Annotated in this window: 11 protein-coding genes; 7 read left to right on the top strand and 4 right to left on the bottom strand. The window is 60.1% G+C overall.

The window, feature by feature from the left end; all coding sequences use genetic code 11:
- Window positions 1-347: 347 nt before the first annotated feature.
- Window positions 348-1,451, top strand: coding sequence for a GlxA family transcriptional regulator (locus NTD86_RS14730; RefSeq protein ID WP_262203259.1), 1,104 nt, complete (start codon window positions 348-350; stop codon window positions 1,449-1,451).
- Window positions 1,452-1,541: 90 nt separating this feature from the next.
- Here the strand turns inward: NTD86_RS14730 and NTD86_RS14725 are convergent, their stop codons facing one another.
- From NTD86_RS14725 to NTD86_RS14715, 3 genes are all read right to left on the bottom strand, one after another.
- Window positions 1,542-1,796, bottom strand: coding sequence for a hypothetical protein (locus NTD86_RS14725; protein WP_262203258.1), 255 nt, complete (start codon window positions 1,794-1,796; stop codon window positions 1,542-1,544).
- 247 nt (window positions 1,797-2,043) lie between these two features.
- Window positions 2,044-2,460: a DUF3010 family protein gene (locus tag NTD86_RS14720; RefSeq protein ID WP_262203257.1), complete on the bottom strand. Its 417-nt coding sequence runs from the start codon at window positions 2,458-2,460 to the stop codon at window positions 2,044-2,046.
- Between the two features lie 14 nt (window positions 2,461-2,474).
- Window positions 2,475-2,876, bottom strand: a complete 402-nt coding sequence (locus NTD86_RS14715) for a lysozyme inhibitor LprI family protein (RefSeq protein ID WP_262203256.1) — start codon at window positions 2,874-2,876, stop codon at window positions 2,475-2,477.
- A 230-nt stretch (window positions 2,877-3,106) separates the two neighbouring features.
- Between NTD86_RS14715 and NTD86_RS14710 the strand changes: the two genes are divergently transcribed.
- The 6 genes from NTD86_RS14710 (at window position 3,107) to NTD86_RS14685 (ending at window position 11,143) form a co-directional block, all read left to right on the top strand.
- Window positions 3,107-4,084: a dipeptidase gene (locus NTD86_RS14710; protein WP_262203255.1), complete on the top strand. Its 978-nt coding sequence runs from the start codon at window positions 3,107-3,109 to the stop codon at window positions 4,082-4,084.
- Window positions 4,085-4,176: 92 nt separating this feature from the next.
- Window positions 4,177-4,707 carry a 4-vinyl reductase gene (locus tag NTD86_RS14705; RefSeq protein ID WP_262203254.1) on the top strand — a complete coding sequence of 177 codons (531 nt, stop codon included), beginning with the start codon at window positions 4,177-4,179 and terminating at the stop codon, window positions 4,705-4,707.
- Window positions 4,708-4,722: 15 nt separating this feature from the next.
- The gene (gene dgcA, locus NTD86_RS14700) at window positions 4,723-6,783 is read left to right on the top strand and encodes a dimethylglycine demethylation protein DgcA (RefSeq protein WP_262203252.1); all 2,061 of its coding nucleotides are present in this window, start codon (window positions 4,723-4,725) and stop codon (window positions 6,781-6,783) included.
- A 114-nt stretch (window positions 6,784-6,897) separates the two neighbouring features.
- Entirely contained in the window at window positions 6,898-8,841 is a 1,944-nt protein-coding gene (gene dgcB, locus NTD86_RS14695) for a dimethylglycine demethylation protein DgcB (protein ID WP_262203250.1), read from the top strand.
- On the top strand, window positions 8,838-10,049 hold the full coding sequence (locus NTD86_RS14690) for an electron transfer flavoprotein subunit alpha/FixB family protein (RefSeq protein WP_262203248.1): 1,212 nt from the start codon (window positions 8,838-8,840) through the stop codon (window positions 10,047-10,049). Before dgcB ends, NTD86_RS14690 begins: the two co-directional genes overlap by 4 nt.
- A gap of 323 nt (window positions 10,050-10,372) precedes the next feature.
- Complete coding sequence (locus NTD86_RS14685) at window positions 10,373-11,143, top strand: electron transfer flavoprotein subunit beta (protein ID WP_262203247.1); 771 nt, start codon at window positions 10,373-10,375, stop codon at window positions 11,141-11,143.
- 243 nt (window positions 11,144-11,386) lie between these two features.
- On the opposite strand, the gene NTD86_RS14680 is transcribed toward NTD86_RS14685, so the two are convergent.
- A partial coding sequence (locus NTD86_RS14680) for a hypothetical protein (protein WP_262203246.1) occupies window positions 11,387-11,665 on the bottom strand: 279 nt, incomplete at its 5' end.

The following is an 11,665-nucleotide window of genomic DNA, read 5'->3' as shown; positions in this document are numbered from 1 at the left end:
TAGACAGTAGGCAGCCTGCCCGGTTAAAGCGCACCGCGCCCCCTTTCAGCGCACATCCCCACCTGCACCTTTGGTGACACGGGCCCGTCCTACGTGTTTCCCACAAGTGCTACCGATTTGCTCAACGCGGCGCTGCACCCTGCGCCACGTCTGTTCAGGTGGTGTTTAAAGCCGTCTTCGCCACCTGCCACCTAGACACATTACGACGTCGTTTTCAGATTTTGTTGAATACCCATTCAAGTTTAGGCGCGGCATTTGCATTGTCATGGCAAAGCCCCCGTAAACGGTGGGTCATAACAAGAGCCTGCGCCTGGGGCCATCACCCGCTTTGTGTGAGGAGATACCGCATGACGTCGTTCAACTCCGGGGTCCAACCCCAGAACCGTACGCCTCAATCCATCGGCTTTCTGCTGCTGGACAATTTCACACTTATTTCATTGGCGTCTGCGATTGAGCCCTTGCGCATGGCCAATCAGTTGTCGGGCCGCGAGTTGTATCGCTGGAGCACCTTAAGCGCAGACGGTAGCCAGGTGTGGGCCAGTGATGGTTTACAGATCACCCCCGATGCCAGCATGTACAAGGCACCGGCGCTGGACATGGTGATTGTGTGTGGCGGTATCGGCATCCAACGCACCGTGACCCGCGAACATGTGTCATGGCTGCAAAGCCAGGCCCGCCAGTCGCGCCGTTTGGGTGCGGTATGTACTGGCAGTTGGGCGTTGGCTTATGCCGGGCTGCTGGACGGGTTTGATTGCAGCGTGCATTGGGAATGTCTGGCCTCGATGCAGGAAGCCTTCCCGCGGGTGTCCATGAGTACCCGCCTGTTTACCCTGGACCGCAGCCGATCGACCAGTTCGGGCGGCACGGCGCCGATGGACATGATGCTGCACTTGATCAGCCGCGATCATGGCCGCGAATTGTCGGCTGCTATTTCCGAAATGTTTGTGTATGAGCGCATCCGTAACGAACAAGACCACCAGCGCGTGCCGCTCAAGCACATGCTGGGCACCAATCAGCCGAAGTTGCAGGAAATAGTCGCGCTGATGGAGGCCAACCTTGAGGAGCCTATCGACCTCGATGAACTGGCGGTGTACGTAACCGTGTCGCGTCGCCAGTTGGAGCGTTTGTTCCAGAAGTACCTGCACTGCTCGCCGTCGCGTTATTACCTCAAGTTGCGCCTGGTGCGTGCGCGGCAGCTACTTAAACAAACGCCGATGTCGATTATCGAAGTGGCGGCGGTGTGCGGGTTTGTCTCGACGCCGCATTTCTCCAAGTGTTACCGCGAGTACTTTGGCATCCCGCCGCGTGATGAGCGTGTGGGCTCCAATACGGCGCAGCAAACCACCTTGGTGCCGATCCCGCAGTCCCTGCTGCTGAGCCCGCTGGCCGGGCCGATGGCGTCGCTGCATCAGGCGCGGCACGAGTCGACGTTTGCCAGTGTGAGGGTGTAGTCAAAACCTCTGTAGGAGCGAGCTTGTCTCGCGATCTTTTAACGGTTTAAAAGATCGCGAGACAAGCTCGCTCCTACAGAGGGGTTACGCTCACACCCGGCTTTGCTTGTACTGCACCAGCCCCGGCAGCAATTGCTGGTCGATAGCCTGGCGCACCGCGGGCAAGATGGTCGCGCTGCCGGTGTAAAGTTTTTCTACCAGGCCCTTGAGGGCGCGAGCGTTGGTCTCGTTCAGGCCGCACACCGCCGCAGAGCAAGCCTGCTCGGCATTACCCGACACTTCAAAGCCCAGCGAACGCAGTTGGCACAGCAAGTCCTGCTCATCAATCAAATCTGCGTGCATCATGCATTTATCCTTTCACAGAGAGGCGATCGAAGCTTGATTCTGGTAGGACCGCAACAAACCGGCAAGCAAGGTTTGGCAAGATGTCTGGTATGCCTAAGAACAGGTCGTTTTTGGCTAAGTGACCCAGCGCGGAGCAGGGCACACTGCACGCTGTAACACTGCCTGAGGTTTGGTCACCGGCACGGCATTTCACACAATTGGCCCCGAGGCTTTCACGGCAGCTTCGGGGCTTTTTTGTACGGGGCGTTTAACCCTTGAGCACTACCGCGCAGGCAGTTTTGTAAGCATCGTGCTGATACTTGTTGAGCGAGGCAGGCAACTCGACCCCATGCTTTTTGAATTGCGCGTTGAGGGTTTGCGGGGAGATTAACTGCACCTCGCAGCCGTCCAGCAACTGGAGGATGCCTTCGATCTTGAAGGTGATGGGGCCACCGGCAAACTCACCTTTTTTGCTGCGCTTTTTGATCGCAAGGCGGGTGATGGAGTTGGCCTTCACAAAGGCGGCGACCTGAGCGGCGAAGGCTTTGACACTGGCCGCGTCTTCATCGTCGTCCAGGGCGATCTTTTTCGTAGCCAGGGCCACGTGCTCGAGGCCGCTGGCCCCTTGGGTCGCCAAGGCAAAAATGGCTTCGCTGCCTTTGATGTCGATACCGCAAATAGTCATGCAAGCCTCATGGGTCATTCCTGACCAATCGATTCCAGAAATTCCGAGCGATCATCGCTGACGGCGGCAATGCAATCGTTTTGCGCAATGTTGAACGCCTCGGTGCCCGCCTTGGCCGGGAACACCACAATCGCGCAATCGGCATCACGCTGATGCAACCATAAGGTCTGCGCTGTCTTGATTTTGCTCGTGATGTTGTTGAGCTGGGTCGCATTGCTGCCATACAGCGCGGTGATACGCGCCTGCAGGGCTTCGAAGTTTTCGGCCAGCAACTGTTCCGCGGTATTGCGGCTGTACACCGAGCACGCCAGCGTTTGCTGGTCGTTTTCGACGGCATCACACGGGTTGTGGTCGGCATCATCGGCGGCATAAGCGCCACTGGTGATCAACGCCAAGGCCAGGAGAATCGATTTCATTGCGGCTTCCTAATCCATAGTTGAGACGGATTCTGGCTTAAGCGCCGCGCAAAGAACAGCCACGGCTCATCGACACAGTCTGTGTGACCGTGAACGCTTTGTCGCGGATTGACGCTTTCTGCAATCGCGTTGTCGCTTTTGCACCCGGCTGTTTTTACCCCCAAGCCTATGCTGGCCCCAAAGCGCCGGCAGACGATTCGGCGCAGCAAACGCCTATAAGGGGACGCCTGATGAGCCCAGCCGAGTTGCACGCAGACAGCATCGTTATCGACGGGCTGATCATTGCCAAATGGAACCGCGAGTTGTTTGAAGACATGCGCAAAGGCGGGCTCACCGCTGCCAACTGCACGGTGTCGGTGTGGGAAGGTTTTCAGGCCACGATCAATAACATCGTCGCCAGCCAGACCCTTATTCGCGAAAACAGTGACCTGGTGATCCCGGTCAAAACCACGGCCGACATCCGCCGCGCCAAGTCCCTGGGCAAAACCGGGATCATTTTTGGCTTCCAGAATGCCCATGCCTTTGAAGACCAATTGGGCTATATCGAGATCTTCAAACAGCTCGGCGTGGGCGTGGTGCAGATGTGCTACAACACGCAAAACCTGGTGGGCACCGGTTGCTATGAGCGCGATGGCGGGCTCTCGGGTTTCGGCCGCGAAGTGGTCGCTGAAATGAACCGCGTGGGCATCATGTGCGACCTGTCGCACGTAGGTTCCAAGACCTCGGAAGAGGTCATCCTCGAATCGAAAAAACCGGTCTGCTACTCGCATTGTCTGCCGTCCGGCCTCAAGGAACACCCGCGTAACAAATCTGACGCCGAGCTCAAGTTCATTGCCGACCATGGCGGCTTTGTGGGCGTGACCATGTTCGCGCCGTTTCTGGCCAAGGGCATTGATTCGACCGTCGACGATTACGCCGAAGCCATCGAATACACCATGAATATTGTGGGTGAAGACGCGATCGGTATTGGCACCGACTTCACCCAGGGCCACGGCCAGGATTTCTTTGAAATGCTGACCCACGACAAAGGCTACGCAAGACGCCTGACCAACTTCGGCAAGATCATCAACCCGCTGGGCATCCGCACCGTGGGCGAGTTCCCGAACCTCACCGAAACCCTGCTCAAGCGCGGCCACAGCGAACGCGTGGTGCGCAAGATCATGGGTGAGAACTGGGTCAATGTCCTGAAAGACGTCTGGGGCGAATAAGCCGCCACTCGCCCTCACCCTGCCCTCTCCCCCGGGAGATGGCAGGGTGAGGGGCGAAACGAACCTTCCCTCGAATTTTGGAGTTTTATTCCATGGCTAAAATCGCCCCGCAATTGCCTATCGAAGTCGACAGTGAGACCGGCGTCTGGACCTCTGATGCGCTGCCGATGCTCTACGTGCCACGGCATTTTTTCGTCAACAATCACATGGGCATTGAAGAGGTGCTGGGTGCTGACGCCTATGCCGAGATCCTCTACAAGGCGGGCTACAAGTCGGCCTGGCACTGGTGCGAAAAAGAAGCTGAATGCCATGGCCTGGAAGGCGTCGCGGTGTTCGAGCATTACATGAAGCGCCTGTCGCAACGCGGCTGGGGGCTGTTCAAGATCCAGGACATCGACCTGGATAAAGGCACCGCCAGCATCAAGCTCGAGCACTCCTGTTTTGTGTACGTATACGGCAAGGTTGGACGCAAGGTCGACTACATGTTCACTGGCTGGTTTGCCGGGGCCATGGACCAGATTCTGCATGCCCGCGGCAGCCAGATTCGCACCGTCGCTGAGCAGGTCTACAGCGGTTCGGAAGAAGGCCACGACCACGGCCTGTTTATCGTCAAGCCGTTGTAAGTCGAGGATCGGGATATGGCGTTCGAAGCAATGTTTGAGCCGATTCAAATCGGCAAACTGACCATTCGCAACCGCGTGCTGAGCACTGCCCATGCCGAGGTGTATGCCACCGACGGCGGCATGACTACCGCGCGTTACGTGCAGTACTACGAAGAAAAAGCCAAGGGCGGCATTGGCCTGGCGATTTGCGGCGGCTCTTCCGTCGTGGCTATCGACAGCCCGCAGGAGTGGTGGAGTTCGGTCAACCTGAGCACCGACCGCATCATCCCGCATTTTCAAAACCTGGCCGACGCCATGCACAAGCACGGCGCCAAAATCATGATCCAGATTACCCACATGGGCCGTCGTTCGCGTTGGGACGGCTTTAACTGGCCGACCCTGATGTCGCCGTCCGGCGTGCGTGAGCCGGTGCACCGGGCGACCTGCAAAACCATCGAGCCGGAAGAGATCTGGCGCATCATCGGCAACTACGCCAGTGCCGCGGGTCGGGCCAAAAAAGGCGGGCTCGATGGCGTAGAACTGTCGGCGGTGCACCAGCACATGATCGACCAGTTCTGGAGCCCGCGAGTCAACAAACGCACCGATGAATGGGGCGGCAGTTTCGAGAACCGCATGCGCTTCGGGCTGGAAGTGCTCAAAGCCGTGCGCGCCGAAGTGGGCCCGGATTTCTGCGTGGGCATACGTCTGTGCGGCGACGAGTTTCACCCCGATGGCTTGAGCCACGAGGACATGAAACAAATCGCCAAGTACTACGACGACACCGGGATGCTCGACTTTATCGGCGTGGTCGGTTCGGGCTGCGACACCCACAACACGTTGGCCAACGTGATCCCCAACATGAGCTTCCCGCCGGAGCCGTTCTTGCACTTGGCGGCGGGCATCAAGGAAGTGGTCAAGGCGCCAGTGCTGCACGCGCAAAACATCAAAGACCCGAACCAGGCCACGCGGATTCTGGAGGGTGGTTACGTGGACATGGTGGGCATGACCCGCGCCCACATCGCCGACCCGCATCTGATCGCCAAAATCAAAATGGGCCAGGTCGACCAGATCAAACAATGTGTGGGCGCCAATTACTGCATCGACCGCCAGTACCAAGGGCTGGACGTGCTGTGCATTCAGAACGCCGCCACCTCCCGCGAATACATGGGCGTACCGCACATCATCCAGAAAACCACCGGGCCCAAGCGCAAAGTGGTGGTGGTCGGCGCAGGCCCGGCCGGGATGGAGGCCGCACGGGTGGCCGCTGAGCGCGGGCATGACGTCACCCTGTTCGAGAAGAACGAAACGATGGGCGGGCAAATCAGCATCGCCGCCAAAGCTCCACAACGTGACCAGATGGCCGGCATCACGCGCTGGTTCCAACTGGAGCTGGCGCGCTTGAACGTTGACCTGCGACTGGGCACTGCTGCCGACGTAGCGACCATTCTCGATCTGCGCCCCGACGTCGTGGTGCTGGCGGTGGGCGGGCACCCGTTTGTCGAGCAGAACGAACACTGGGGCGCGGCTGAAGGTTTGTCGGTGAGCAGTTGGGACGTGCTCGACGGCAAGGTTGCGCCGGGTAAAAACGTGTTGGTGTACGACACCATTTGCGAGTTCACCGGCATGTCCGTGGCCGACTACATGGCCGAGAAAGGCGCACAGGTCGAGATTGTCACCGACGACACCAAGCCGGGTGTGGCAGTGGGCGGTACATCGTTCCCCACCTACTACCGCAGCCTGTACCCCAAAGAAGTGATCATGACCGGCGACATGATGCTGGAGAAGGTCTACCGCGAAGGCGACAAAGTGATTGCCGTGCTCGAGAACGAATACACCGGTGCCAAGGAAGAGCGCGTGGTGGACCAGGTGGTGATCGAAAACGGCGTGCGCCCGGACGAAGAGCTGTATTACGCGCTCAAGCCTGACTCACGCAACAAGGGCCAGATCGACGTGGAAGCGCTGTTCGCGATCCAGCCGCAGCCGTGCCTGAGCGAGGCCGGGGAGGGTTACTTGCTGTTCCGCCTCGGCGACTGTGTGGCCCAGCGCAACGTGCATGCCGCCATCTATGACGCCCTGCGGTTGTGCAAGGATTTCTAAGCAGCGCCCCATACCGCTGTAGGAGCGAGCTTGCCTCGCGATCTTTTGATCTTTGAAAAGATCGCGAAACAAGCTCGCTCCTACAGGGATCGTGTGAGACCCGGGAGCTTCATCATGTTGACTATCATCCTCCCCATCCTGTTATTCGCCGCCCTCGCGCTCGCCATTCTGGGCGCGGTGCGGCGTATCAACATGTGGCGCCGTGGCCGTGCATCCAAGGTCGATTTGCTCGGCGGCCTGTTGGCCATGCCGCGCCGTTACATGGTCGATCTGCACCACGTGGTGGCTCGCGACAAATACATGGCCAACACCCACGTGGCCACGGCGGGCGGCTTTGTGCTGGCTGCCGTGCTGGCGATTCTGGTGCACGGGTTTGGCGTGCAAAACCGCGTCCTCGGCTATGCCTTGCTGTTCGCCACGGCGCTGATGTTCGTGGGCGCGGTGTTTGTCTTCAAACGTCGCCTCAACCCGCCGTCGCGCTTGTCCAAAGGCCCGTGGATGCGCCTGCCGAAAAGCCTGTTGGCGTTTTCAGTGAGCTTTTTCATCCTCACCCTGCCGGTCGCCGGTGTACTGCCCGAGGGCTTTGGCGGCTGGCTGCTGGCGGCTGTGCTGGCGGTAGGTGTGGCGTGGGGCGTGTCGGAACTGTTCCTGGGCATGACCTGGGGCGGCCCGATGAAACACGCGTTTGCCGGGGCGTTGCACCTGGCCTGGCACCGGCGTGCCGAGCGCTTTGGCGGTGGCCGTTCGACCGGCCTCAAAGCGCTCAATCTGGACGACCGCAGCGCGCCATTGGGCGTGGAAAAACCCAAGGATTTCACCTGGAACCAACTGCTCGGTTTCGACGCATGCGTGCAGTGCGGCAAGTGCGAAGCGGCGTGCCCGGCGTTTGCCGCAGGCCAGCCGCTGAACCCGAAAAAACTCATTCAAGACATGGTGGTCGGATTGGCAGGCGGCACCGACGCGCACTTCGCGGGCAGCCCGTACCCCGGCAAGCCGGTTGGCGAACATGGCGGCAACCCGCATCAACCCATCGTCAACGGCCTGGTCGACGCCGAGACTTTGTGGTCGTGCACCACTTGCCGCGCCTGCGTTGAAGAGTGCCCGATGATGATCGAGCACGTGGACGCCATCGTCGACATGCGCCGCTTCCTTACCCTGGAAAAAGGCGCGACCCCGAACACCGGCGCACAGGTGCTCGACAACCTTATTGCCACCGACAACCCCGGCGGTTTTGCCCCCGGTGGGCGGATGAACTGGGCCGCCGACCTGAACCTCAACGTGATGCGCGACACGCCGTCTGTGGACGTACTGTTCTGGGTCGGTGACGGCGCCTTCGACATGCGCAACCAGCGCACCTTGCGTGCCTTCGTCAAAGTGCTGAAAGCGGCCAAGGTCAGCTTCGCCGTACTCGGGCTGGAAGAGCGCGACAGTGGCGACGTGGCCCGTCGATTGGGCGATGAAGCGACGTTCCAGGCGCTGGCCAAACGCAATATCCAGACCTTGGCCCAGTACCAGTTCAAACGCATCGTGACCTGCGATCCGCACAGTTTCCATGTGCTGAAAAACGAATATGGCGCCTTTGGCGGCAACTACCACGTGCAGCACCACAGCACCTACATGGCCGAGTTGCTGGCGGCCGGGCAAGTGAAGGTCAGTGCTGACACGGGCGGCAGCGTGACGTATCACGACCCGTGTTACCTGGGCCGCTACAACGGTGAATACGAGGCGCCGCGAGCGGTGTTGCGGGCGCTGGGCATTGAGGTCAAAGAGATGGCGCGCTCGGGCTTTCGCTCGCGTTGCTGTGGCGGTGGCGGCGGCGCGCCGATCACCGACATCCCTGGCAAGCAGCGTATCCCCGACATGCGCATGGACGACATTCGTGAAACCGGCGCCGAGCGTGTGGCCGTGGGTTGCCCGCAATGCACCGCCATGCTTGAGGGCGTGGTCGAGCCGCGGCCGTTGATCAAAGACCTCGCAGAACTGGTGGCCGATGCGCTGGTGGAACCTGCTGCGCCGGTCAAAACCACCCAGCGCGCCGCCGAAGAGGTGACAGCATGAGTGACATAATTCGCCGCGATCCGCGTGCCGAGTGGATCGCCCGCAACCGTCTGCACCCGTTGCACGCGGCCCTGCAACCGGCGCAACAGAGCTGGATGGGGCCTAACGGCGTGCTGCGCAAAAACGTTCACGGCGTGGGGTTTATCGGCCCCAACGGCATCAAGCGCATTGACCGCAGTGGCGCCCAGCAAGGCGGGAGTAGCAAGCGTTCAACGCGGGTTGAAGTGCAACTGCCCCTGCATCAGGTGGCGACGCCTGCGTTCTACATTGCGGTGGTCCCCGACATGGTCGGTGGCCGCTTGAGCAGCCATGACCGCGACCTGTTGGGGCTGGCGCATCAGTTGGCGGGAGAAGAGGGCGCGGTACTGGCGGTGGTGTTTGGAGAGTCCAGGGAAGTCGGCTTTGCAACGGCAGGCGTTGACCGCTTGCTGATGCTCGATAGCCAAGGTTATGCACCGGAGCAACAAGTGCTTGGGTTGCGGGCTGTGGATAACCAGTTCTCGCCTCGGCACTGGCTATTGCCAGACAGCCGCACGGGCGGAGGTGAACTGGGGCGTCGCCTGGCGGCCAGCCTGGGCGAGCGCCCGGCGACCCGGGTATGGCAAATCAAGGACGGCCAATGCGTAGGTCGCGCCGGGGCGGGGCTGGAAGACGTTTCCCAAGCCGTGCCGCGCTTGATCCTGGCTGCCGCGGAATGTGCTGATCCTGTGAGTGAAACCCGCCATGAAGCGTTGGCGGTGGAGTTATCCACAGCGGTGGTGCCGTGCTTGCCGCGTATTGAAGATTTGGGCGCGGTGGACGTGGACACGGCGGCGATCCCCATGGCTGAAGCGGAGTTCATCCTCAGTGGTGGCAACGGCGTGAAGGACTGGGCACTTTTCCACAAGGCGGCCTCGGTGCTGGGCGCTACGGAAGGCGCGTCACGGGTGGCGGTGGACGACGGCTTCATGGGCCGCGACCGCCAGGTGGGTGCCAGCGGTACGTGGGTCACGGCGCGGGTGTACGTGGCGGTGGGGATCAGCGGGGCGATCCAGCACCTGCAAGGGATTGGCGCGTGCGACAAAGTGGTGGCGATCAACCTCGATCCTGGTTGCGACATGATCAAGCGCGCCGATTTGTCGGTGATTGGAGATGGCCAGGCGGTGCTGCAAGCGTTGACCGAGGCGGTTGAACAGTGGCGCCAGGGTGCGAAGCGTGAGGTGGCCTGAAAGCGCCCTCACCCCAGCCCTCTCCCGGAGGGAGAGGGAGCCGATTGATGGTGAATCTGAAAACTGCTTTGGCCAGCCTGTCCCCAAGTAGAGACGCTTTTGATAACGCCAATGCATGAAGTGACCGCCCCCTCTCCCGGAGGGAGAGGGAGCTGATTGGCGGTGAATCTGAAAACTGCTTTGGCCAGCCTGTCCCTCGAGTAGAGACGCTTTTGATAACGCTAATGCATGAAGTAAACGTTGTCCCAACAGCCACCCCGATCAGTCCCCTCTCCCTTTGGGAGAGGGTTAGGGTGAGGGGCTTTTGATCTGGAGAGGTCTGTATGAGCATCGCCACTGTCGCACTGGTTTCCATCGGTGCCCACCCCGCTTCAGGCCGTGCCCGCCGTGCCGAGCACGACGCCCGCGCGGTAGAACTGGGCCTGCAACTGGCTGGGGATGACTTGCATGTGCTGCACGCAGGCAACCCCCATGAGCCCGCATTGCGCGCCTATCTGGGCATGGGCCTGGACGAACTGCATGTCCTTGAACAGCCCGAGCATGCCGACGCAGTGCCGGTGCTGCGCGATTACTTGCGCGAGTCTGGCGTGCAACTGGTGCTCGCTGGCAGCCAGGCCGAAACCGGCGAAGGGTCGGGCATGCTCCCGTATCTGCTGGCCGAACAATTGGGCTGGCCGCTGCTGGTGGGTGTGGCGCAGATCGAATCTATCCACAGCGGTGTCGCCACCGTGCTGCAAGCGCTGCCCCGTGGCCAGCGGCGGCGGCTCAAAGTGCGCCTGCCGTTTATGGCCACTGTGGATAACGCCGCGCCCAAAGCCCGCCAGAGCGCGTACGGCCCCGCCACGCGCGGGCAAATCGGCGCACAAGAGGTCGAAGTGGTAGAGGACGAGTTATCCACACGGGGTATTTACCAGACCGCCAAACCGCGTCCCAAACGTTTGAAGGTGATCAAGGCCAAAAGCGGCGCTGATCGCATGAAAGCCGCCACGGCCAAAGCAGCCGGAGGTTCGGGGCAAGTGCTCAAAGGGCTGAGCGCCGAAGAAGGCGCACAGGCGATTTTGAAGTTACTCATCGAAGAAGGCGTGGTGCGCTGAGTTGCCCACAAAGTCTGTTAGCGCTTATGTGGATAAGTTGTTTGCTGTCGCCTAAGCGCCATACAGATCAAGGCTTTCAAGCATCTGATCAAAAAACACTCAATTACCGTTGTTATCCACTACGCAGCCGTTAAACCCTTGAACAATGGCACCTTTAACGGGTTTTCCACAGTCGGACAGCGCGGTGCATAAGTTGCACACATTCTCTGTTGGCGGTTATGTGGATAACGTGTTCGCGGTTAGCTACAGCCCATATAAAACGTGGCTTACGCTGATTTGTTCAAAAAATAACCAATCGTCTTTTAAGGGATAACTTACCCACTTCCCCACAATTGCTGTGGGTGTGGCTGTGGATAAGATGTTGGTGAAGAGCTGCGCGCCTTTGGCTGCGTGGCCTGGTGCGTGTTGATCAAAAAATGAGCTGTGCACAGTAACTCTGGATTTGAATCCCCACAGCTCGTACTGCCGGCGATGCTTACCCGTGTAGGAGCGGGGGGGGGGGGGGGGGGTTTTTTTTTTTTT

The organism is Pseudomonas sp. 7P_10.2_Bac1, from assembly GCF_025465935.1.
Lineage (GTDB): Bacteria > Pseudomonadota > Gammaproteobacteria > Pseudomonadales > Pseudomonadaceae > Aquipseudomonas.
The sequence above is the reverse complement of the archived record's forward strand: the minus strand, read 5'-3'. Positions and strand labels throughout refer to the sequence as shown.